General features: G+C 65.6%; 17 protein-coding genes and 3 pseudogenes. 16 read left to right on the top strand and 4 right to left on the bottom strand.

The genetic code is table 11. The annotated features are described in order from the left end of the window. Positions 1 to 205: 205 nt before the first annotated feature. Both AC2W7M_RS04995 and AC2W7M_RS05000 read left to right on the top strand, forming a co-directional pair. Positions 206 to 1,405: an acyl-CoA dehydrogenase gene (locus AC2W7M_RS04995; RefSeq protein WP_486130539.1), complete on the top strand. Its 1,200-nt coding sequence runs from the start codon at positions 206 to 208 to the stop codon at positions 1,403 to 1,405. 261 nt (positions 1,406 to 1,666) lie between these two features. Continuing rightward, positions 1,667 to 2,949 (top strand): annotated as a pseudogene (locus AC2W7M_RS05000) (MFS transporter). A gap of 10 nt (positions 2,950 to 2,959) precedes the next feature. Here AC2W7M_RS05000 and AC2W7M_RS05005 read toward each other — a convergent pair. Then, the gene (locus tag AC2W7M_RS05005; RefSeq protein ID WP_486130541.1) at positions 2,960 to 4,264 is read right to left on the bottom strand and encodes a UDP-glucose dehydrogenase family protein; all 1,305 of its coding nucleotides are present in this window, start codon (positions 4,262 to 4,264) and stop codon (positions 2,960 to 2,962) included. Between the two features lie 108 nt (positions 4,265 to 4,372). Next, a pseudogene (locus tag AC2W7M_RS05010) lies at positions 4,373 to 5,784 on the bottom strand (mannose-1-phosphate guanylyltransferase/mannose-6-phosphate isomerase). A gap of 360 nt (positions 5,785 to 6,144) precedes the next feature. Here AC2W7M_RS05010 and nusG point away from each other — a divergent pair. From nusG to AC2W7M_RS05070, 12 genes and pseudogenes are all read left to right on the top strand, one after another. Further along, the gene (gene nusG, locus AC2W7M_RS05015) at positions 6,145 to 6,807 is read left to right on the top strand and encodes a transcription termination/antitermination protein NusG (protein ID WP_486130543.1); all 663 of its coding nucleotides are present in this window, start codon (positions 6,145 to 6,147) and stop codon (positions 6,805 to 6,807) included. 220 nt (positions 6,808 to 7,027) lie between these two features. Next, positions 7,028 to 7,921: a sulfate adenylyltransferase subunit CysD gene (gene cysD / locus AC2W7M_RS05020; protein WP_486130568.1), complete on the top strand. Its 894-nt coding sequence runs from the start codon at positions 7,028 to 7,030 to the stop codon at positions 7,919 to 7,921. Continuing rightward, on the top strand, positions 7,921 to 9,813 hold the full coding sequence (gene cysN / locus AC2W7M_RS05025) for a sulfate adenylyltransferase subunit CysN (protein ID WP_486130545.1): 1,893 nt from the start codon (positions 7,921 to 7,923) through the stop codon (positions 9,811 to 9,813). Before cysD ends, cysN begins: the two co-directional genes overlap by 1 nt. A gap of 46 nt (positions 9,814 to 9,859) precedes the next feature. Continuing rightward, a complete protein-coding gene (locus AC2W7M_RS05030) occupies positions 9,860 to 11,122 on the top strand; it encodes an SLC13 family permease (protein ID WP_486130570.1) in 1,263 nt (420 codons plus the stop codon). Continuing rightward, the gene (locus AC2W7M_RS05035) at positions 11,065 to 11,655 is read left to right on the top strand and encodes an SLC13 family permease (RefSeq protein WP_486130547.1); all 591 of its coding nucleotides are present in this window, start codon (positions 11,065 to 11,067) and stop codon (positions 11,653 to 11,655) included. The genes AC2W7M_RS05030 and AC2W7M_RS05035 overlap by 58 nt, the downstream gene beginning before the upstream one ends. 67 nt (positions 11,656 to 11,722) lie before the next feature. Beyond that, positions 11,723 to 13,227: pseudogene (locus tag AC2W7M_RS05040) on the top strand (oligosaccharide flippase family protein). 84 nt (positions 13,228 to 13,311) lie between these two features. After that, complete coding sequence (locus AC2W7M_RS05045; RefSeq protein ID WP_486130549.1) at positions 13,312 to 14,322, top strand: NAD-dependent epimerase/dehydratase family protein; 1,011 nt, start codon at positions 13,312 to 13,314, stop codon at positions 14,320 to 14,322. A gap of 73 nt (positions 14,323 to 14,395) precedes the next feature. After that, entirely contained in the window at positions 14,396 to 15,382 is a 987-nt protein-coding gene (locus AC2W7M_RS05050; RefSeq protein WP_486130551.1) for an NAD-dependent epimerase/dehydratase family protein, read from the top strand. Between the two features lie 11 nt (positions 15,383 to 15,393). Then, positions 15,394 to 15,996, top strand: coding sequence for a GumK N-terminal domain-containing glycosyltransferase (locus AC2W7M_RS05055; protein ID WP_486130553.1), 603 nt, complete (start codon positions 15,394 to 15,396; stop codon positions 15,994 to 15,996). Between the two features lie 351 nt (positions 15,997 to 16,347). Beyond that, a complete protein-coding gene (locus AC2W7M_RS05060) occupies positions 16,348 to 16,560 on the top strand; it encodes a hypothetical protein (protein ID WP_486130555.1) in 213 nt (70 codons plus the stop codon). A 41-nt stretch (positions 16,561 to 16,601) separates the two neighbouring features. After that, positions 16,602 to 17,738 (top strand): glycosyltransferase, encoded by a 1,137-nt coding sequence (locus tag AC2W7M_RS05065; RefSeq protein WP_486130556.1) that lies wholly within the window; start codon positions 16,602 to 16,604, stop codon positions 17,736 to 17,738. 28 nt (positions 17,739 to 17,766) lie between these two features. Continuing rightward, a complete protein-coding gene (locus AC2W7M_RS05070) occupies positions 17,767 to 18,855 on the top strand; it encodes a glycosyltransferase family 4 protein (RefSeq protein ID WP_486130558.1) in 1,089 nt (362 codons plus the stop codon). Here AC2W7M_RS05070 and AC2W7M_RS05075 read toward each other — a convergent pair. Next, positions 18,852 to 19,859: a sulfotransferase gene (locus tag AC2W7M_RS05075; protein WP_486130560.1), complete on the bottom strand. Its 1,008-nt coding sequence runs from the start codon at positions 19,857 to 19,859 to the stop codon at positions 18,852 to 18,854. The genes AC2W7M_RS05070 and AC2W7M_RS05075 overlap by 4 nt on opposite strands. 193 nt (positions 19,860 to 20,052) lie before the next feature. Between AC2W7M_RS05075 and AC2W7M_RS05080 the strand changes: the two genes are divergently transcribed. Next, a complete protein-coding gene (locus tag AC2W7M_RS05080) occupies positions 20,053 to 20,790 on the top strand; it encodes a sulfotransferase family 2 domain-containing protein (protein WP_486130562.1) in 738 nt (245 codons plus the stop codon). 203 nt (positions 20,791 to 20,993) lie between these two features. On the opposite strand, the gene AC2W7M_RS05085 is transcribed toward AC2W7M_RS05080, so the two are convergent. Further along, positions 20,994 to 21,173, bottom strand: a complete 180-nt coding sequence (locus AC2W7M_RS05085; protein WP_486130564.1) for a hypothetical protein — start codon at positions 21,171 to 21,173, stop codon at positions 20,994 to 20,996. Between the two features lie 10 nt (positions 21,174 to 21,183). Between AC2W7M_RS05085 and AC2W7M_RS05090 the strand changes: the two genes are divergently transcribed. Beyond that, a complete protein-coding gene (locus AC2W7M_RS05090) occupies positions 21,184 to 22,095 on the top strand; it encodes a hypothetical protein (protein WP_486130566.1) in 912 nt (303 codons plus the stop codon). Positions 22,096 to 22,328: the final 233 nt, after the last annotated feature.

Consider the following 22,328-nt stretch of genomic DNA (forward strand, 5'->3'; position numbering starts at 1 on the left):
AGGCGCGCCTGACGCCAGGCGCGGCCGCCCGCGCACCGCACCGGTCGCGGGGGCGGCGGGGGAACGGCGGCGGCGTGATCCTTGCTGGCCAAAAGCGCGGCCTCCCGGTCTCGACTCCGTGCGCGGCTTACGCTATATCGGGCACATTATATTCCGACCAGTCGGTATGTAAATATCCGACCGGCTGAAACCAGGGAGCATCACCATGGCCGCGCCGTCCTCGTCCAAGCCCGTGTTCGACTGGACCGATCCCTTCGGCCTCGACGGCCAGCTCTCCGACGAGGAGCGCATGGTGCGCGACACGGCGCGCGACTACGCCCAGGAGAAGCTCCTGCCGCGCGTCACCTCCGCCTATCTGGAGGAGCGGTTCGACCGCGAGATCATGAACGAGATGGGCGCGCTCGGCCTGCTCGGGCCGACCGTGCCGGCGGAATACGGCGGCGCCGGCCTCAATTATGTCTCCTACGGCCTCGCCGCCCGCGAGGTGGAGCGCGTGGATTCGGGCTACCGCTCGGCCATGAGCGTGCAGTCCTCGCTGGTGATGCACCCCATCAACGCCTACGGCTCGGAGGCGCAGAAGAAGAAGTATTTGCCGAAACTCGCAACCGGCGAGTGGGTGGGCTGCTTCGGCCTGACTGAGCCGGACGCCGGCTCCGATCCGGGCGGCATGCGCACCCGCGCCGAGAAGGTGGCGGACGGCTACCGCATCACCGGCTCGAAGATGTGGATCACCAACGCCCCCATCGCCGATCTCGCGGTGGTGTGGGCGAAGTCGGCGGCGCACGACAATGCCATCCGCGGCTTCATCGTCGAGCGCGGCATGGCTGGCCTCTCCACGCCGAAGATCGAGGGCAAGCTGTCGCTGCGCGCCTCCATCACCGGCGAGGTGGTGCTCGACGGCGTGGTGGTGCCGGAGGAGAACCTGCTGCCGAACGCCACCGGCCTCGCCGGCCCGTTTGGCTGCCTCAACCGCGCCCGCTTCGGCATCGGCTGGGGCGCCATGGGCGCGGCCGAGGCGTGCTTTGCCGCCGCGCGCCAGTACACGCTCGACCGCAAGCAGTTCGGCCGCCCGCTCGCGGCCACCCAACTGGTTCAGAAGAAGCTCGCGGACATGGCCACCGAGATCGCCCTCGGCCTGCAAGCCTGCCTGCAGGTGGGTCGGCTGATGGATGCCGGGCAGCTGCCGCCGGAGACCATCTCCTTCATCAAGCGCAACAATTGCGGCAAGGCGCTGGACATCGCCCGCGTCGCCCGCGACATGCACGGCGGCAACGGCATCTCCGCCGACTTCCACGTCATGCGGCATGCGGCGAACCTCGAGACGGTGAACACCTACGAGGGCACGCACGACATCCACGCGTTGATCCTCGGCCGCGCCATCACCGGCATCCAGGCCTTCTTCTGAGCCCGGCATCCGCCGCACGGGCGGGCCTGACCCCAAAGTCCGCCACGGCGGACCCGCCGCGCCGGTCGCTCCATCGGCGCGGCCGGCGCCGTTGCGCGCCATCGGTCACATGACCATGGGGAATAAAGAAAATTTGCCCGGCCATGGACCCGGGTGGCGGCACCCGCGTTGAGGGGCGGCAAAGATCAAGCTCAGCCCCTACGGGGCGCCGCCGCTTGAAGTCCGATGCCTCCCCTGCTCCGCTCAAGGCCAGAACGCATGCTGCTCGGTGACGCTGATGCCACGGGCCCGGCGCCCGCGACCGCCAATCCAGACCGCACGCGGGCGCCGTCGCGCCGGGCGATCCTCGGCCTCGACGCGCTCAACTTCTTCCTCGCCGACGTGCGCGACGGCCTCGGCCCCTACCTCGCCATCTACCTGCTGGCGGTGCGCGGACCCGACCAGGGCTGGAACGAGGCCACCATCGGCCTCGTCATCACCATTGCCGGCATCACCGGCCTGATCGTCCAGACGCCGGCGGGGGCGTTGATCGACAGCAGCCGGAACAAGCCGGCCATCATCATCGCCGGTGCCTTGGCCGTGACGCTCTGCTGCCTCGCCTTACCGTTCGTGACCGACTTCTACGTGGTGGCGGCCACCCAGTCGCTGGCGGCCGTCGCCGGCACGATCTTTCCGCCCGCGCTCGCCGCCATCACGCTCGGCATCGTCGGGCCGAAGGCGTTCGCGCGCCGCATCGGCCGCAACGAGGCGTTCAACCATGCGGGCAATGCGGTGTCGGCCTCCATCGCCGCGGGCACCGCCATCCTGTTCGGGCCGGCCGTGGTGTTCTGGCTCATGGCGGTCCTCGCCGCCCTCAGCATCGGCGCGATGCTAATCGTGCCGGCGCGGGAGATCGACGACACGCTGGCGCGCGGCCTGCCGGCCGAGCCGGACGCGCAGGCGCCCGCGAGCAGCATCCGTGCCCTCCTCGCGAATCCCGGCCTGCGCCTGTTCGCCCTGCTCTGCTTCCTGTTCCACCTCGCCAATGCCGCCATGCTGCCGACCGTCGGCCAGTTGCTGACCGGGGTGGTGGGCAAGGAGCAGGCGACCTCGCTCATCGCCCTGTGCATCGTGGTGGCGCAGTGCGTCATGGTGCCGGTGGCGATCATCACCGGCGCGCGGGCCGACGCTTTCGGCCGCAAGCCGATCTTCCTCGTGGCCTTCGGCGTGCTGGCGCTGCGCGGGGCGCTCTACCCTGTGTCCGACGATCCGGTCTGGCTGTTCGCGGTCCAGTGCCTCGATGGCGTCGGCGCGGGCGTCTACGGCGCGCTGTTCCCCATCGTCGTCGCCGACCTGACGCGGGGCACCGGGCATTTTCAATGTGAGCCAGGGCGCGTCGCGACCGCGCCAGGGCCTTGAGGCGGCGGCTGTCCGCCTCCATCGCCGGGCTGACCATCGTCGCGGCCGGCTATTCGGCGGCGTTCCTCACCTTATCGGCGATCGCCGCGCTGGGCTTCCTGCTCTATCTGATGCTGATGCCGGAGACCCTGGACCGCGGCGGCTGATCCCGCCGGCTCAGCCGCGGCCGACGCTCTGATAGGTGAAGCCCAGCGCCGCCATCTCGTCGGGCCGGTAGATGTTGCGCAGATCGACGACGATGGGCGAGGCCATCAGCCCGTGGATGCGCTTGAGATCCAGCGCCCGGAAGGCATCCCACTCGGTGATGATGACGAGCGCGTCCGCACCGTCCGCCGCCGCATAGGGCGTATCCACATAGGCCACGTCCTCCAGCACCAGCTTCGCCTGCTCGACCCCTTCGGGATCGTGGGCCCGAACCACGGCGCCGGCATCCTGCAAGGCGGTGATGATGGAGATGGAGGGCGCATCGCGCATGTCGTCGGTGTTGGGCTTGAAGGTGAGGCCCAGAACGCCCACGGTCTTGCCCCGCACCGAGCCGCCGAGCGCCTGGATGACCTTGCGGGCCATGGCGCGCTTGCGCTGGTCATTCACCGACACCACCGTCTCGACGATGCGGATCGGTGCGCTGTAGTCCTGAGCCGTCTTGATGAGCGCCAGCGTGTCCTTGGGGAAGCAGGAGCCGCCATAGCCCGGGCCGGCATGCAGGAACTTGGAACCGATGCGGTTGTCGAGGCCGATGCCGCGCGCCACGTCCTGCACGTTGGCGCCGACCTGCTCGCACAGGTCCGCGACCTCGTTGATGAAGGTGATCTTGGTGGCGAGGAAGGCGTTGGCTGCGTATTTGGTGAGCTCGGCCGTGCGCCGCGAGGTGAACAGCAGCGGCGACTGGTTGAGGTAGAGCGGCCGGTACAGCTCGGTCATCACCTGCTTGGCGCGCTCGTCCTCGGTGCCCACCACGATGCGGTCAGGACGCTTGAAGTCGGCGATGGCCGCGCCCTCGCGCAGGAATTCGGGATTCGACACCACCGCGAAATCGGCATCGGGCCGGGTTTCGCGGATGATGCGCTCCACCTCGTCACCCGTGCCCACCGGCACCGTGGACTTGGTCACCACCACGGTATAGCGCGAGATCGCGCGAGCGATGTCCCGCGCCGCCTGGTGCACATAAGAGAGGTCCGCATGGCCGTCGCCGCGGCGCGAGGGCGTGCCGACGGCGATGAACACCGCCTCGGCATCCTTCACCCCATCGGCGAGGCTGGTTGTGAAGAACAGGCGCTCGGCCTTGACGTTGGCAGCGACGAGGTCAGCCAGGCCGGGTTCGTAGATGGGAATTTCGCCCCGGTGCAGCGCGTCGATCTTGCCCTGATGCGTGTCGACACAGGTGACGATATGGCCGAAATCGGCAAAACACGCCCCGGAGACGAGACCCACATATCCCGCGCCAATCATCGTCACATGCATCGCGCTTGGCCCCTTGCCATTCAATCCGCGCGGCTCAACAGCCCCGCAGTCATCGTCAATATGCGTCGTCCATGAAGGGCAGATTTCGCCCCGCGAAGGCCCCCTGCCTCAGGTGCGCCGATAGACGTCCTCCAGGCGGACGATGTCGTCCTCCCCGAGATAGGAGCCGGTCTGCACCTCGATCAGTTCGAGGGGAATGCGCCCAGGATTGGCAAGCCGGTGCACGCTGCCCATGGGGATGTAGACCGACTCGTTCTCGTTGACGGTCCTCACGCTTTCGCCGACCGTCACTTCTGCCGTGCCATGCACAACCACCCAGTGCTCGGCCCGATGGTGATGCTTCTGCAGCGACAGGGTGCCGCCGGGCTCCACCACGATCTTCTTCACCTGAAAGCGCTCGCCGCGGCATACGCTCTCGTAACTGCCCCAAGGGCGGTGCACCTTGTTGTGGGTCTCTACCTCGTTGCGACGGGCATTCTTGAGTGCACCCACCAGGGTCTTCACGTCCTGGCTACGGTTGGCGGGCATGACCAGCACCGCATCGTCAGTGGCGATCACCGCGAGGTTCTCGATGCCGATGCCGGCCACCAGCGGACCGTCGCTGCGCACGTAATTGCCGGTGCTGTCGATCAGGGTGACAGGCCCCTTGGAGACATTGCCGGCACCGTCGGCGGTGCCGATTTCGTACACCGCGTCCCAGGACCGACGTCGGACCAGGTGAAGTCGCCCCTGACCACCGCGGCCTTGCTGGTCCGCTCCAGAACCGCGAAATCGATCGACTTTGAGGGGGCGGCCTCGAATGCGGCGGCGTCGAGCTTGACGAAGCCGATATCCTCCTGGGCGAGATCCACCGCAGCAATGGCCTGCGCCGCAATCGCCGGCTCGAACGCCTCGGCCTCGGCGAGCATGAGATGGGCGGGAAACAGGAAGTTTCCCGAATTCCAAAGGTAGCCGGCATCGAGATAGCGCTGCGCTGTTGCCGCGTCGGGCTTCTCCACGAACGCCCGCACCTTGAACGCGCCTGAAACTGGCAGCGCCTCGCCGAGATCGATATAGCCGTAGCTGGTGCGCGGGCTGTCCGGCGCGATGCCAAAGGTGACGATGTGGCCGAGCGCCGCGGCACGGGCCGCCACATCGACGCAGGCGCGAAACTTGTCGTCCTCCAGCACAACGTGATCCGAGGCGAGAGCGAGCACAAGCGCCTCCGGCCCGTGCTGACGCGCCACAAACGCAGTGGCCGCGATCAAAGCCGGCGCGCTGTCGCGCCTTGCCGGCTCGAGCAGGACTGCCGGCGCGATGCCCAGATCGTGCGCCTGGCGCTGCGCATAAAACCGATAGTCATGGCTGGTGATGACCACAGGATCCGCGAAGTCAGCGCCCGGCGCCACACGCAGCAACGTCTCCTGAAACAAAGTGTAATCGGAATTGAGTGGCAGGAACTGCTTAGGAAGACTGGTGCGAGATAAAGGCCAGAGGCGCGTTCCTGTGCCGCCCGCCAAGATCACAGGCACAATCTTCATCTTCGCCCTCGTCAGTGAACGCGATCGCCTCGAATGCGCCCGTCGCGGGCCTAGCTTTGGCACAAGGGGATCGGCCCGTCTAGGGCCTTGCAGCGCAACAAAGCCCGCATCTGGCGCAAAATTTCTCGCCCCGGAACCGGTCGAATTTTGTCACCTCCGATCGCAGGGCCTCCTCCCCGGTCGGAGCTCCCGGCCGATACCCTCCCGACCAATGATTTTCATGAGGTTGGCGATCCGCACGGGTGTGCGGGCCGGATGCGATTCGGCATTTTTCACCACCTTAAGTGCCTCGACATCCCGGCGCTCCGAGGATAACTTCAACCGATTGCTGCACTGCACAGTTGGCGTTGGAGGCAGGACTTGGCCGAGGCAACGGTTACACCCGTGCAATCGCTTCGTCGGCCCATCCAGTCCGTGACGCCGCTCGCAGCGGGGTGCCAGCAATGCCGGTCGGACCGCCTGCCTGCAGACCTTGGCGGCGACCCGAGCGGCCAGGGGGGCGCAAAACACTTGGCTATGGATTCACACCCGCGATGGTTCGCGGCGCATACGATTGCGCGCTGCGAGGCTGTTGCAGTCAACCACTTGCAACAGCAGGGTTTTGATGCGTTTCTGCCGCGCCTTTCAGTGGTTCGGCGGCATGCGCGCAAGACGGAAACCGTCTCCACCCCTTTGTTTCCCGGCTATGTATTCGTCTGCCTCGACCTGGGCCTCCACCGATGGCGGTCGGTCAATGGCACCCGCGGCGTCACCGGCCTGATTATGGCAGGCGAGAGGCCTTGCGCGGTTCCCCCTGGCATTGTTGAAGGCCTCATGGCGCGGACCGGCCCAAATGGCACCATCAGTTCTCTGAGCGGGCTGTGCGCGGGCGATGTCGTCCGCGTGGTCGACGGCCCATTCGCCGGGCAGGTGGGAACACTCCTGCGGCTCGATGCGAAAGGCCGGGTGGAGATGCTGATTTCTATGTTACGCGGAACCGTGCGCGTACGCACGGCCGAGGAGTTGCTCGCGCCGGCGTGGTAACCGCCGGAGCAGCCAGGACCAGCACGGCCGAACGGGTGAGGCGGAGGCGTCCGCTTCACCCGAATGGCGGCAGCGTGGATAAGAGGACATCCCATTTCGGATGCGCGGAGCATCCGTGTCGGATATTGCAGTTTTCGGCTTTCCGTCGAATTCGTGCCGGGCTCAGCCCGACTTCGTGCACCAACATCGAGCCAAGGTGGTGAGCGTGTCCCAAGATCGTATGACGCACCTCAAGCGGCTGGAGTCAGAGTCCATCCACATCATGCGTGAGGTCGCCGCCGAGTTCAGCAACCCGGTGATGCTCTACTCCATCGGCAAGGATTCCGCGGTGATGCTTCACCTGGCGGTGAAGGCCTTCTATCCGTCCAAGCCGCCGTTTCCGCTGATGCACATCGATACCACCTGGAAATTCCGGGAGATGATCCTGTTCCGGGACGACATGGCCCGTCAGCTCGGCTTCGACCTGATCGTCCACACCAATCAGGACGGCCTTGCCCAAGGCGTGAATCCGTTCGATCACGGCTCCTCGCTCTATACCCAGATCATGAAGACCGAGGCGCTGAAGACCGCGCTCACCAAATACGGCTTCAACGCCGCCTTCGGCGGCGCGCGCCGCGACGAGGAGAAGAGCCGCGCCAAGGAGCGCGTGTTCTCCTTCCGCTCCGCCAATCACGGCTGGGACCCCAAGAGCCAGCGGCCGGAGCTGTGGAACCTCTACAATGCGCGCATCCGGCAGGGGGAATCCATCCGCGTGTTCCCGCTGTCCAACTGGACCGAGCTCGACATCTGGCAGTACATCCTGATGGAGAAAATCCCCATCGTGCCGCTCTACTTCGCCGCCGAGCGCCCGATCGTGTGGCGCGGCGGCCAGATGATCATGGTGGACGACGGCCGCCTGCCATTGGAGCCGGGGGAGACGCCGGAAATGCGCAAGGTGCGCTTCCGGACACTCGGCTGCTATCCGCTCACCGCCGCCATCGACAGCGATGCGGTCACGCTGGAAGAGATCGTGCGCGAGATGCTGATCGCCCGCACCTCCGAGCGCGCCGGCCGGCTCATCGACCATGACGAGGCCGCGTCCATGGAGAAGAAGAAGCGCGAGGGGTATTTCTGATGAACGAGGCTCAGAACTTCGGCTCGTTCGCGGACTATATCGCGGCCCACGAGAACAAGAGCCTGCTGCGATTCCTCACCTGCGGCAGCGTGGACGACGGCAAGTCGACCCTCATCGGCCGCCTGCTGTACGACACCAAGCTGCTGTTCGAGGACCAGCTCGCGACGCTGGAAAGCGACTCGCGCAAGCACGGCACCACCGGCGAAGACCTCGACTTCGCGCTCCTGGTGGATGGCCTCGCCGCCGAGCGCGAGCAGGGCATCACCATCGATGTGGCCTACCGCTTCTTCGCCACCGACAAGCGCAAGTTCATCGTCGCCGATACGCCCGGCCATGAGCAGTACACGCGCAACATGGCGACCGGCGCGTCCAACTCCGACCTCGCGGTCATTCTCATCGACGCGCGCAAGGGCATCCTCACCCAGACCCGGCGGCACTCCTACATCGTCTCGCTGCTCGGCATCCGCCATGTGGTGCTGGCGATCAACAAGATCGATCTGGTCGACTTCTCGCAGGACGTGTTCGATTCCATCGTCGACGCCTACCGGGAATTCGCCAGCGGCTTCAAGTTCGAGACCCTGGTGCCGATCCCGCTCTCCGCGCGCTTTGGCGACAACGTGATCGAGCGCAGCGCACGCACGCCTTGGTACATCGGCCCGTCGCTGATCGAGCACCTGGAGCAGGTGGAGGTGGTGAGCGCCGCCGCCTCACGCCCGTTCCGCATGCCGGTGCAATGGGTGAACCGTCCGAACCTCGATTTCCGCGGCTTCTCCGGGACCATCGCTTCGGGCACCGTGAAGCCCGGCGACGAGGTGGTGGTGGCGGGCTCGGGGGTCACCACGCGGGTCAAGTCCATCGTCACGCAGGACGGCGCGCTGGCCGAGGGCGCCGCCGGCGAGGCGGTCACCATCACCCTGGCGGACGAGGTGGACATCTCCCGCGGCGACGTGATCGCGGCCGCCGGGGCGCGGCCGGAATTCTCCGACCAGTTCGCCGCGCATCTGCTGTGGATGCACGACGAGCCCATGCTGGCGGGCCGCTCCTACCTCATCAAGGTGGCGACCAAGACCACGGGCGCCTCGATCACGGAGATCAAGCACAAGGTTGACGTGAACACCTTCCAGCAGCTTGCGGCCAAGACGCTGGCGCTGAACGAGGTGGGCTTCGTGAACATCGCCACCCAGACGCCCATCGCCTTCGACCCGTTCGCGAGCGTGCCCCAGACCGGCGCCTTCATCGTCATCGACCGCATGTCGAACCTCACGGTCGGTGCCGGCATGATTGATTTCGGCCTGCGCCGCGCCACCAACGTGCACTGGCATGCGCTTGAGGTTTCCAAGGACAGCCGCGCAGCCATCAAGGGGCAGAAGCCGGCTGTACTGTGGTTCACCGGCCTGTCGGGCGCCGGCAAGTCGACCATTGCCAACATTGTCGAGAAGAAGCTGCACCAGCTCGGCCGCCACACCACCATGCTGGACGGCGACAATGTCCGCCACGGCCTCAACAAGGACCTCGGCTTCACCGATTCGGACCGGGTGGAAAACATCCGCCGCGTCGCCGAGGTCTCGCGCCTGCTGGTAGATGCGGGACTGATTGCAATCGTTTCCTTCATCTCTCCGTTCAGGGCCGAACGACGCATGGCGCGCGATCTGCTGATGCCGGGCGAATTCGTGGAGGTGTTCGTCGATACGCCGCTCCACGTGGCCGAAAGCCGCGATCCCAAAGGGCTCTACAAGCGGGCCCGTGCCGGTGAAATCCGCAACTTCACCGGCATCGACAGCCCCTACGAGCGCCCCGAACAGCCGGAGATCACGCTGCAGGGCGGGACCAAGGATCCCGAGGCTCTGGCCGACGAGCTCATCGCCCATCTCAAGGAGCGCGGATACATCTGAGCTTCGACGCGGCCTTACTTTCGGAACTCCTGAGCTTAGTGTGGCTATGCTGGGACTTGAAGCCTACGCTGCGGAGCTGGCGCTTGCCCTGGTCGCGGCCATGCTTGCCGCCTTCGCCAGCGAGCGTTTCGCGCCCGAGGTGGTGGCCATTTCCGGCATGGCGGCGTGTCTCCTGCTGGGACTGGTGGATACGCAGAAGATGCTGGGCGCGCTCTCCAACAGCGCGCCCTGGACCATCATCGCCATGTTCATCTTGACCACGGCCCTGGTGCGCACTGGCCTGCTGGAGAGCTTGGGGTTCCGCTTACAGCAGTTGAAGCGGTTCGGCTTCGTGCCGTTGATGAGCGTCTTCATCGTCGTCAACACCGTCATCTCGTCCCTGTTCAACAACATTCCCCAGGTCGTGATGATGATTCCCGTCACGATCGCTCTCGCCCAGGCCTGCGACATCGCGCCTTCGCGCATGCTGATGCCGCTGTCCTTCGCCACCATCCTCGGCGGCACACTCTCGCTCATCGGCGCCTCCACCAATCTGCTGGTGGACGGGGTGGTGCAGAGTGCCGGGCTTGCGCCCATCTCCATGTTCGAGATCACGCCGGTCGGCGCTCTGGTGGCGCTCGCCGGGAGCATCTATCTGGTGATCGCCGCGCGCTATTTGATCCCGGTCCGCACCACGGTGACCGACGCCTTGGGCCTGAAATCGCGGGCAAAGTTCCTGGTGGAGGTGCTGATCCCCCAGAACTCGCCGCATGTGGGCGCCAACCCGCTGGATGTACCGCTGTTCAAGGGTCAGGACCGTACGGTTGTGGACGTGGTGCGCGGCGACGCCTCCCTGCGGCGCAACTTTTCCGACATCCGCCTGCAGGTGGGAGACATCGTCGTGCTCCGCTCCGCGGTGGAGAACGTCCTTACGCTACGCGAAGGCAAAGGCGTCGAGGTTCGACCATCCGGCGCCGATCCCGAGAGCGAGGACATCGAGCCCGTCGCCACCCGGCGCGACACGCTGGTGGAGGCCATTGTCGGACCCACCTCGCGGTGGCTGGGGCGAACCCTACGCCAAGAGCGGCTGCGTCGCCGCTATGGCGTCTATCCGGTGGCGCTGCATCGACACGAGGCCAACCTCAACGACCGCCTTGAGGACATCCCGCTCCAGGTGGGAGACACGCTGCTGCTGGAAGGGGCGCCGGCGGACCTCGCCAACATCGCCGCGGATTGCGGCCTCATCAATCTCAGCCAGCCCCAAGAGCGGGGTTGCGGCACGACAAGGCGCCCATCGCAGCGCTCTCTCTCGGCCTCGTGGTGGCGCTGAGCGCATTTGATGTCATGCCCATCGTCGGCCTCGCCTGGATCGGCGTCGCCGTAGTGCTGCTCTCCCGCTGCGTAGATGCCGACGAAGCCATGCAGGCCGTCGAGTGGCGAATCATCATTCTGCTCTACGCCATGCTGGTGATCGGCCGGGCGCTTGAGAGTTCGGGCGCCGTGCAGTTGGTGGTGGACTCGCTCTTGCCGCTGATCTCGTCTTGGCCACGCATCGCCATCCTGGCGGTGGTCTACGTTCTGGCCTCGCTGCTGACTGAGATCGTCACCGCCAACGCAGTTGTTATCGTGATGACACCCATAGCCATGACGCTCGCGGTGCGGCTGGGGCTCGACCCCCGCGGATTCGCCATCGCCGTGATGTTCGCCGCGAGCGCGAGCTTTGCGACCCCCATCGGCTACCAGACCAACACCCTGGTCTACGCCGCAGGCGGCTATCGCTTCACGGATTTCGTAAGGATCGGCGCACCGCTGAACCTGATCGTGGGGGTCGTGGCAGTGCTGGGCATCGCCTGGTGGTGGTAGATTTGAATTCGTCGTGGCGCGCGTGGACCGCCATCAAGAACCCGAGCGAGAAGAAAGCCGCACCCCGATGATCGATCACAAGACGGTCGCGCGCACCGGCATCTGGTCCGTAGTCCTGCAATGGTCGCGCTTCGGGCTCAACACCGTCATCTTCCTGATCCTCACGCGCTTTCTCACCCTCGCCGACATCGGCGCGTTCGCGGCCGCCTTCGCGCCCATACGCTTCTTCCAGCAGATCCAGCGCGTGGGATTTTCCGATTCCCTGATCGTCGACCAGGTCCAGACCCCATCCTTCGTCAGCTCGGTGGCCGCCCTCTCCATGGGCCTCGGGATCGTCGCGAGCATCGCCCTGTTCATCAGCTCGTTTTACCTCGGCCCTCTGCTGGACGATCCGCGCGCCGGCGACTACCTCGCGGCGATGGCGGTGACACCGCTCATGTTCGGGGCGACCGCGATTCCCGAGGGGCTGCTGCGCAAGCAACTCAAGATCAAGTCGCTCGCATTGCGCACAACGGTCGCCCTGGCGCTGTCCGGCGCCATCGCCATCTGGCTCGGGGTGACCGGCTGGGGGGGTGGGCGCTCACCTTCTTCGCCCTCTCTAACGCCTTCTTCAGCTCCCTCTTCACCCTGACGCTCAGCAAATGGCGACCATCGGCCAGGCCCACCTGGGCGGACTGCAAGGCGGTGCTGCCCATGGTGCTGCACATCTCCGGGCGCAACCTCGCCGGCTCCATGGTGCTTCCCGCGCTCCAGCTGATCGTCGCGACGAACCTCGGCGTCGTCGCGTCCGGCGCGTTCCAGATCGCCCAGCGCTTCGTGCAACTCGCCGACACTCTGACGCTGGCGCCCGCGCGCTTTACCGCCCTGCCGCTGATGATGCGCGCCCAGGCCATGCCGGGCGGCCTCAACGCCGCGCTACCGCGCGCCATGGGCGCGCTCTCGGCCATTTCCTCGCCGGTCTATCTCGGGCTGATGGCGGCGGCCCCGCCGCTGCTGCCGCTGGTGATCGGCCAGGACAACGCCGAGCAGTCAGTGGAAATCCTCCAGCTCATGTGCCTCATCGGCTTCACCAGCATGATCTCGTCCCTGTTCATCGCGACGGCGACGTCGGTGGGGCGGCCCGATCTCCCGCTCTATCGCGGCCTGCTCGGGTTGGGAACGGCACTGATCTTGTGCTACATCTTATCCTTCTTCAATATATTTGTGTTCACGATCGGCTTCGTAATCGCGAACTACATCTCCATTCCTTTTATCTTCTGGGCCATGCGACAGCTCAATATTGCCGTCAAGCCGATCGTGCTGGCGAGCCTCAAGCCCTATGTGGCCGGCCTCCTGATGGCCGGCATCCTGATGGGGCTCGACCTGCTCATGGTGCGAGAGGGCTTCGATGAGTTCGTCCGCTTCGCCGTCATCGTCCCGCTCGGGGCGGTGCTCTATGTGGGCTTTCTGATGGTCTTCGCCCGGGAAGCCTTCAACGACCTGAAAGCCACGGTGCTGCTGCGCCGCAAGGCGCGCCAGCGACCTGAGCCCGCGGGCTCGGACGACGACCCGGAGCAGCCCCGCGGACCTTGATCGTTTCCCACCCACGCCAGGCCAGGAAGGGGCGCCGCTCGCGTCGCGCGCCCTCCTGGCCCACTAACACGGACGAGACCATTCATGCGCTTTCTGATCACCGGCACGGCCGGCTTCATCGGTTTTCATCTGGCCAAGCGGCTGCTGGATGACGGGCATTTCGTCGTCGGGTTCGACGGCATGACCGACTATTACGATCGCAGCCTCAAGGAGGGCCGCCACGCCATCCTCGGTCGCTCCAACGGCTTCCGGGCAGTGGAGGCGCGGCTCGAGGACATCGAGCGCCTGACCGAGGCCACCGACATGGCTGAGCCGGACGTCATCGTCCACCTGGCCGCCCAGGCGGGGGTGCGCTACTCCATCGAGCACCCACGCACCTATGTGGATTCGAACCTCATCGGTTCCTACAACGTGCTCGACGTGGCCAAGCGCGCCAAGCCCAAGCACCTGCTCATGGCGTCCACCAGCTCGGTCTATGGCGGCAACGAGAAGATGCCGTTCGCCGAGAGCGACCAGGCGGACTGGCCCATCACCCTCTATGCGGCCACAAAGAAGGCCATGGAGGCCATGTCCCACTCCTACGCGCACCTGTGGGGCCTGCCGACCACCTGCTTCCGCTTCTTCACGGTCTACGGGCCGTGGGGGCGCCCGGACATGGCGCTGTTCAAGTTCGTGAACGCCATCCTTTCCGGCAAGCCCATCGAGATCTACGGCATGGGCGAGATGCGGCGCGACTTCACCTATGTGGACGACCTGATCGAGGCAGTGGTGCGCCTCGCCGCCGCCCCGCCCGTAATCGGCCAGCCGGTGACGGCGGAAGGGGTGACCGATTCCCTCTCTCCCGTGGCGCCCTGGCGGGTGGTGAACATCGGCGGCGGCCAGCCGGAGGGACTCCTCGACTTCGTGGAGGCGATCGAGGCCGCCATCGGCAAGCCGGCGGAAAAGATCATGCTGCCCATGCAGCAGGGCGATGTGCGCGAGACGTTTGCGGACCCGCGCCTGGTTGAGGCAATCACCGGCTATCGGCCCTCGACCCCCATCTCGGTGGGCGTGCCTGCCTTTGTGTCATGGTACCGCGAGTATTATGGCAAGTGATGGGCAGGTGACAAAGGCCGGCGCAGCGGCGCGCAGCGGCGCGATGAACCGATCATCGGACGAGGAAGAGACCATGTCGGCACCCAGCGGGTCCCCGTGCGCCATCGTGTTCGGCGGGGCGGGCTTCATCGGCACGCACCTGATGCGCCATCTGCTCGCCACGGGCCGCCACGGCCGCGTCGTTTCGGTGGATATCCGTGAGCCGAAGCAGCGCGTCGACGGGGTCGAGTACCTGATCGGCGACGTGCGCAAGTCCATCGACCTGCCGGGGCCGGTGGAGGGAGCGGAGATCTACAATCTGGCCGCGGTCCACACGACCCCCGGGCATGAGGACTGGGAATATTTCTGGACCAACGTGCTGGGCGCCACCAACGTGTGCGACTACGCCAAGAAGATCGGCTGCACCTATCTGCTCTTCACCGCCTCAATCTCGGTCTACGGCCCCACCGAGGAACCGGTCGACGAGGCGTCCGAACCGGCGCCCAACTCGGCCTATGGGCGCTCCAAGCTCCAGGCGGAGGGAATCCACCGCTCCTGGCTCGACAACGGCGCGGACCGGCGCCTTGTGGTGGTGCGCCCGGCGGTGATCTTCGGACCCGGCGAAGGCGGCAACTTCACCCGCCTCGCGGCCCTGCTCGCCAAGGGCCGCTTCATCTATCCGGGCCGGCGCGACACCATCAAATCGTGCGGCTATGTGGGCGAACTCGTGCGCTCCATGGAGTTCGCCCGCGGTCTCGGCCGCCGCGAATTCACTTATAATTTCGCCTATCCCGACCGCACGACCACAGAGGACATCTGCCGCGCCTTCAGCGAAGTGGCCGGTTTCGCCATGCCGAAATATCTCGTGCCCCTGCCGGTGATGTCGGCCGCTGGCCTCGCCTTCGAGATGCTCTCCGCCGTCGGGCTGAAGACGTCGGTGAACCGAGCCCGCATGCGCAAGCTGGTGCACTCGACCAATATCCTGCCGACCGCACTGCGGGGCGCCGGCTACGTCTATGAGGGCGACCTCAAGGCGGCGCTGGAAGATTGGAAGATCGAGAGCGGGGGAACCTTCGTTTGAGTGACGCGGCCATGGCGATGCCGGCGCGCCGCTGCGCGTTGATCCTGAGCTACCATCTCTACCGCCAGCGGCGGCGCGGCGGTATGCATTGGTTGTGTGAAGCGCTGCGGCGCGCGGGATGGGACGTGCGGTTCGTCACCTGCGACTACAGCTGGGTGACGCGGCTGAAAGGTGACCGGCGCACCGAATTCGGCGAGACCATCGGCCTCAACCAGCTGGTACGGCTGGAGGAGGATTTGAGCGTCGGCGTGGTCAGCACCCCCTTTCACCAGCTCGGGCGCGCGCGCGGCGCGCTCATGAAGCTCGCGAACGCGGTAACCTCGGTCTACCCCTGGCCGATGGGCCGGGTGGTGGAGGACTTCGCCCGAGGCGCGGAGCTGGTGGTGGTAGAGAGCTGCGGCGGACTCGCGATGCTGGACCACGTGCGGCGCGCCACCTCGGCGCCCATTGTCTATCGAGTCTCGGACAATCTCGAGGTATCCGGCCGTGCCTTCGCTGCTTTTGGACGAAGACCGCGCGGTGGCCTCCGTGGCGGCGGTGAGCCTTGCCAGCGAGCATCTGGCGCGCCGCTTCGCCGGGCGCGGGCGCATTCAGCTCGACCCCATGGGGCTTGAGAAGGGCCTGTTCGACGCAGCCCTCTCCTCGCCGTACGAGGCGGATGGCCGCGTCAAGGTGGTGATCTCCGGCAGTTCCAGCCTCGATACCGAGGCGCTTCAGAGCGCCGCCCTGCTCTTTCCGGACTGGGACTTCATCCAGTTCGGATCAGCCAAGGCGGTGCCCCGTCAGCCCAACATCAAGATCATGGGCGAGCGCCCCTTTGCCGAGCTCGTGCCCTACGTGAAATTCGCCGACATCGGCTTTGCGCCCTATCTCGCGCGGCCTGGCTTCGAATATCAGGCGGAGCATTCCAACAGGCTGCCCCAATACGTCTATTGCGGTCTGGCAAGCGTGGTTCCAGAGGCGCTGTGCTCGCGGCCGGCACCTCATTTTCCTCGGCTACCCGGACCGGCGACGAGGCAAGCATCCGCGCCGCCTTTGAGGCGGCGCGCGCGTTCGACCGGCAGGCGGTGCCGGTGGAGAGCGTGCTCACGTGGGACGAGCTCGCCGCGCGCATCGCGTGCGTCGCCGACAGGCCGACCGACCGGCACGCGGCCGCGCCTTCCGCCGCCGGTCTTTGATTTCGCTGAAGGGGACGGCAATGAAGAAGCGCGTCTGTTTCGTGTGCACGCACAGCCTGACGCTGAGGACCCTCTACAAGGGACTGTTCCCCTATCTAATCGCCAACGGCTGGAGCGTGACGGCGATCGTCGGCGACACCGAATACAACGACTTCCCGCGCAAGGACTTCGGCGACTTCAACCTCAAGATCATCCCCATGCGGCGCATGCCCTCGCCCAAGGACTTCGTGAGCATCGCTCGGTTCCTATGGTTCTTTCTTCTGAACCGCTTCGACGTAATCCACATTTCCACGCCGAAAGCCTCGCTGCTCGCATCCATCGCGGCGCGCCTGACCTTCAACGGCGGGCTGATCTTCGTCTACCGGCGCTGCGTGTACGAGATGATGACCGGGCGCAAGCGGCAGGTCTACAAAGCCTCCGAGGTGCTGATCTGCAAGCTGTGCCACGCCATTGTGCCCATCTCGCGCCAGATCCGCGACTTCCTGATCGCCGAGAAAATCGCGCCCGTGGAGAAAATCCACTTCATCGGCCACGGCTCGAGCAACGGCATCGACGTGGAGCACTACGCCCTGACCGAGGCGAACGTGCGCGCCGGCGCGGCCCTGCGCGACGAGCTCAAGATCCCGTGCGCGTCGAACGTGCTGGTCTTCATCGGCCGCATGTGCGGGGAGAAGGGGGTGGACCTGCTGCCGGCGGTCTACGAGATCGTGGCGCGGGAATTCCCCGAGACCTATCTGATCAGCGCCGGCCCGGACGACGAGCGCGATCCCATCGCCGAGAGCACCGCCACCGCCCTCGCCCACGACCCGCATATGCGGCGATTCAACTTCGTGGCCGACACACGACCGCTTTACGCCCTCGCCACCGTGTTTGTATTCCCCTCCTTCTTCGAAGGCTTCGGTAACGTGCTCCTGGAGGCCGCCGCTATGGAGCGCGCGTCCGTGGGGTTCAAGGTGCCTGGCGTGGAGGAAGCGGTGGCCGACGGGGTGAGCGGGCTCCTGGTGCCGTTGCACGACGTGCCCGCCTTCGCCGAGGCGGTGGCTGAGCTTCTGCGCGATCCCGTGCGCCGCACGCGCATGGAACTGGCGGCGCGCGAGCGGGTCTGCCGCGATTTCTCGCAGCAGTTCATCTGGGGGGAGACGCAAAAGCTCCTGATCTCGGTCGCCGGCCGGGCCTGAGCCGGGACAGCACGTGCGGGAAGCGGTGATGCAAAAGGTCTATCTCAACGGGCGTTTCCTCACCCAGCCGTCCTCCGGCGTGCAGCGCTACGCCCATGAGGTGGTCTGCGCGCTCGATGCGCTGCTCGCCGAGGACGCGGCCCTCGCCGCGCGCCTCGATGTGGCGCTCCTGGTACCCGCGGCGCGCGCTGAGATCGGCCTTGACCGCATTCCCGTGCGCGAGGTGGGGCGGCTGAAGGGCCATCCCTGGGAACAGGTGGAGCTCTTCGCCGCCGCGCGCGACGGGGTCCTCGTCAACCTCGCCAACGCGGGGCCCCTGCTCCATCCGCGCTCCGTGCTGGTGCTGCACGACGCTGCCATCTTCCGGTTCCCAGAAAACTTCTCCAAAGGCTACCGCCTGTTCCACACGCTGCTGCGGCCGCGCCTCGCGCGGCGCGCGGCACAACTCGTGACCATCTCGGAGTTCTCGCGGCGAGAGCTCGCCTGGGGCTGCCGCGTGCCCGAGAGCGCCTTCGCCATCATCAGCGACAGCGCGGAGCACATCGTGAAGGTCGAGCCGGATGCGTCCATTCTCGCGCGGCACGGCCTCGCGCCAGGGCGCTACGCACTCACAGTGGGCAACCAGACTCCCAACAAGAACATCGCCCTCGGCCTGCGCGCCTTCGCGGCGGCAGCGCCGGATGGCTGGCTGCTTGCGGTGGCCGGCGGCGGCTCCAAGGAGGTGTTCGGCGGCGAGGAGCGCACCGAGCACCCGTCGGTGCGCAAGCTCGGACGGGTGAGCGACGAGGAATTGCGCGCACTCTATGAGAACGCGGCGGTGTTCCTCTTCCCCTCGCGCTACGAAGGCTTCGGCGTGCCTCCTCTGGAGGCGATGACGCTGGGCTGCCCGGTGATCTCCAGCGACGCCGCCTCCATGCCCGAGGTGCTCGGGGACGCGGCGCTTTTCTTCCGCTCCGACGACGAGGCCAGCCTGGCGCGGGCCATCGGCACGCTCGCCACCGAACCTGACCTGCGCGCGGACCTCGCCCATCGCGGCCGAGCCCGGGTGGCGCGCTTCACCTGGCGCAGCGGTGCCGAGCGCTTGGTGGACATCGTCGCCCGGGTCGGGCGCGCCTAGGGGACGGCGCTGAGCTGTACCTCGCGATCCGCGACCCTGAAAGCGTCGCGCACTTCGCCGCGCTCGGGATGGGCATAGATCTGCTCCGCCACGGGCCAGCAAATGTCGAGAACCTTGCGTCGCTCATCGGCGTCCAGCTGGTTCATGCTCGCCTGGAATATGTCGGCGCTGGAGCGCTTGAAGTCGTGCACCACGCCCTGGGTCGCGTTGCTCTTGCCCTCGGCACTGCTGGAGGCGACTACGAAGCGCTCGATGGAGGTGGACCACGGCAGGTCGAAGAAGGCGAACAGACGACGCAGCTCCGGCACCGGATCGGCCGAAACCGCCTCGTGCACGGAAATGGTCATGCGCGGATCGGAGCGGCCCCAGGCGAGAACGTAACGATTGATGGCGGTCCAGATCCACGCCGAGGCGGACACCCAGTCGTCCGGCGCCGGCTCAATACCCGCCAGCTCCGGAGCGTAGGTCTCCAGCAGGCGCGTCTGCTCGCGCAGCGGGGCCAGCTTGTACCGCCATCCGAGGCGCTTGAGGCTGCCCACGAAGGACAGAGGATGGCGGATCAGGAACACCGTATGCACGTCCCGCATGTCGGCGAAGAGATGGGCCAGGAACACCGCGATGGGATCCTTGATGAGCGTGACCTGCGCGAACGGATTGAGGCGCGCGCGCAGAAGGCTCAGCTGATTTCCACCGCCCACCAAGCTCTTGACCATCTGCTCGATCTTCTTGTCGCGCGTCGAACGCACGAGCTTCAGCTCGAAGTCATAGGAGAAGAAATCGGACAGGTTGCGCCGCTCCTCCTCCGACAGCGCAGCGACGGATTCGAGATAAAGGTAGCGCTGCTGGTTCCACAGGACGCCAGCCGCGGGATTGAACGGCTCGAAGATGGTGTTGACCATGCGCGGCATGCCCAGCACCGTTCCGACGAACGTCGTTCCGCTTCGAGGCGCGCCCGAAACCATGATCCAGCGGTGCTTCTTCGGGTCTGTCAGGGAAAAACGCATTTCAAGATCTCGGACTTTGGTGATTCCGCAGCTTGCCATATGCAACCGCCAGCTGGATTTTCAATAAGAAAATAATATAAAATCGAGAACATCGCGCATATACTCTGTATAAATAGATAAATTTTCGTCTGTATGAGAGATTTTTCTGGCTCTCGGCGCAGTTACCCTAGATCAAAATCGGCATCGGTGAAACATGGCTATACTTGGAAAGAAAATCGTCTATATCCACGCGCCCAAATGCGGCGGCACGACCATCGGCTCGGCGCTGCGCATGCGATACCTCTACTCGCAGGCCACCATTCCGCTGGAGGCCAGCAACGCGCTGAGGCGCCGGGTGTGGCCCGATGCCGAAGGGGCGGAAAGCATCTACCGCGAGCACGAAATGCGCGACGTGATGCTCGCCCAGCTGCTGGAGCGGGACATCAAGTGCGTCTCGGCGCACATCCGTTTCAATCCCAACATCCGCCGCACCGCGCCGGACTGGATGTATGCGACGCTGCTGCGCGATCCCATCAAGCGCTTCACCTCGCACTACCTCTATTCCCACCGGCGCCACCCCAAGGCGCAGCGCCCGACCTCGTTCGACGAGTTTTTGGAGACGGACGAGGCGGTGCGGTTCGGGTCCATCTACCTGTTCTATTTCAGCATGCGCTTCCAGCCGCGCGAGGGCCTAGAGGAGAGCCAGATCGCCACGGCTCGAGAGCGTCTGGCGAGCTTCGATCTCGTTGGTACGCTCGAGAAGCTCGACGCCTTCAAGGCGCGCCTCGAGGCGGCCACGGGCGTACGAATTTACCCCATCACCCGCAATACACGTCCCGACGGCGAGAAGCTGGAGCTGACCCCGGTCCAGCGCGCGCGGGTCGAGCGGCTGTGCTATCCTGACATTCAACTCTACGAGTTTGCCCAGAAGCTGCAGAAGGCAACGGTATGATTGAATCTCGGACCCGCATCCGACCGTCCACCTTCCTGGTCATCTCCCCTCCGGTTCTTGCCTGCCTAGCTTGGACGCTGGGAGGTGCGGCGACGTTCGCGGGCTACACGTTCTACGGCAGCATGCCGCTGCTTCAGCGCTTCATGATGCTGAACAAGGTTTCCTACGACCTGTCGCCGTTCGGCATATTCTGGGTTGTTCTCTCACTCTTCTTCTTCATCGCCACGTGCCTGCTGGTCATGGGCAGCAGCCGGGCGCCGGGAGAGCTTCGCAACGCCAATTTTTCCCGCGGCCTTCAATTTGTCGCGCGGTTCCACTTCTTCGCCCTCGGGGTGACGCTGCTGTGGATCGCGGTGTCGGCCGCGCAGCTCGGCGCTCGGCAACCTGATTCGGATGACGCAGGAGAGTTCCTACGAGACCCGCCAGGTCCTGCTCCAGAACAAGCTGTTCGTGGGCATGCGGCTGCTCTACGCCTCATTCGTCGCCACCGGAGCCTACGGCGCATTCGCCTATGCCTATCACCTGCGTACCGGCGCTCTGACCGCGGCGGAGAGGCTGAGGTCTGCGACGCTGTTCGTCACAGCCGCCGCTGCTCTGTTCATCCTCCCCATCGTCATGTCGCAGCGCATCCTCCTGTTCCTCATGGTGCTGTCCGCCTACGTGGGCTCCATCATGATCTCCGGCCGCTACTGGGGCATCAAATACCTGCCGTTCGCGGCGGCCTTCCTGTTTATCGGCTGGTCGATCCCCGATTATCTGACGCTGACTCAGACGACATCGATCCAGACTTCGGTGATCGAACTCGGCTATCAGAAGCTGATCTTTTATTTCAGCAACGACATGTTCAACGCGATCCAGCCGCTGGGCGCGGACATCGACCACACCTACGGCGTGTTCTCGACGCAGTTCCTCCAGGCATTCACCTTCACGCTGGCCTATTTCCGGGACATGTTCCGCGACGTGTTCCGGACCTATGATGACATGATGGGCGGCGGCACGTTCCCCATGTTTACGGCGCCCTATATCGATTTTGGCGTGTTTGGGCTGGTGTTCATCTCCTTCGTCGCGATGGCCATGACCATCATCTTCGAGAAGGCGAAGTCGGATGCGCGCTATGCGCTGTTCTATGGCATCATCGGCGCGTCGCTGATCCTTGGGACTCATTCGGCCTATTACACGCACCAGAACTTCTGGATGTGGTGCATCATCTTCGGCGCCACGTCGTACTTCATGAAGGATCGCAAGACCGAGCCGTACCAGCCGAGACGGCGTCGCTTCAGGGCGCAGCCGCGCTCCACCGCCTGAGGACACCAGCCAAAACCGGTGCCCGTGGCGCCCACGGTGCGGAACATCGTCGCGCTCAGCTTCGGCCCGCTTGGCATCGGCGCAGGCCGCGTCGGCTTTCTCGGCATGTAAGACGGGATCGGGTCTCCGCACGATTGAGAGGACCCAAGGTGAAGAGTCATCACGATCAAGCCATGACCCCTGACGCGGTGCGGCCGGCGCGCCCGAGCGGCGCGACCGCGCGGCCTTGCGCC

This window comes from Xanthobacter sp. BG11Y11_SDJG, from assembly GCF_057364445.1.

Bases quoted from the DNA above. Each gene is read 5' to 3' on its own strand.
- AC2W7M_RS04995 (WP_486130539.1), top strand. From the start codon at position 206: ATGGCCGCGCCGTCCTCGTCCAAGCCCGTGTTCGACTGGACCGATCCC.
- AC2W7M_RS05005 (WP_486130541.1), bottom strand. From the start codon at position 4,264: ATGCATGTGACGATGATTGGCGCGGGATATGTGGGTCTCGTCTCCGGG.
- cysD (WP_486130568.1), top strand. From the start codon at position 7,028: ATGACGCACCTCAAGCGGCTGGAGTCAGAGTCCATCCACATCATGCGT.
- cysN (WP_486130545.1), top strand. From the start codon at position 7,921: ATGAACGAGGCTCAGAACTTCGGCTCGTTCGCGGACTATATCGCGGCC.
- AC2W7M_RS05030 (WP_486130570.1), top strand. From the start codon at position 9,860: ATGCTGGGACTTGAAGCCTACGCTGCGGAGCTGGCGCTTGCCCTGGTC.
- AC2W7M_RS05045 (WP_486130549.1), top strand. From the start codon at position 13,312: ATGCGCTTTCTGATCACCGGCACGGCCGGCTTCATCGGTTTTCATCTG.
- AC2W7M_RS05050 (WP_486130551.1), top strand. From the start codon at position 14,396: ATGTCGGCACCCAGCGGGTCCCCGTGCGCCATCGTGTTCGGCGGGGCG.
- AC2W7M_RS05055 (WP_486130553.1), top strand. From the start codon at position 15,394: ATGGCGATGCCGGCGCGCCGCTGCGCGTTGATCCTGAGCTACCATCTC.
- AC2W7M_RS05070 (WP_486130558.1), top strand. From the start codon at position 17,767: ATGCAAAAGGTCTATCTCAACGGGCGTTTCCTCACCCAGCCGTCCTCC.
- AC2W7M_RS05075 (WP_486130560.1), bottom strand. From the start codon at position 19,859: ATGCGTTTTTCCCTGACAGACCCGAAGAAGCACCGCTGGATCATGGTT.
- AC2W7M_RS05080 (WP_486130562.1), top strand. From the start codon at position 20,053: ATGGCTATACTTGGAAAGAAAATCGTCTATATCCACGCGCCCAAATGC.
- AC2W7M_RS05090 (WP_486130566.1), top strand. From the start codon at position 21,184: ATGACGCAGGAGAGTTCCTACGAGACCCGCCAGGTCCTGCTCCAGAAC.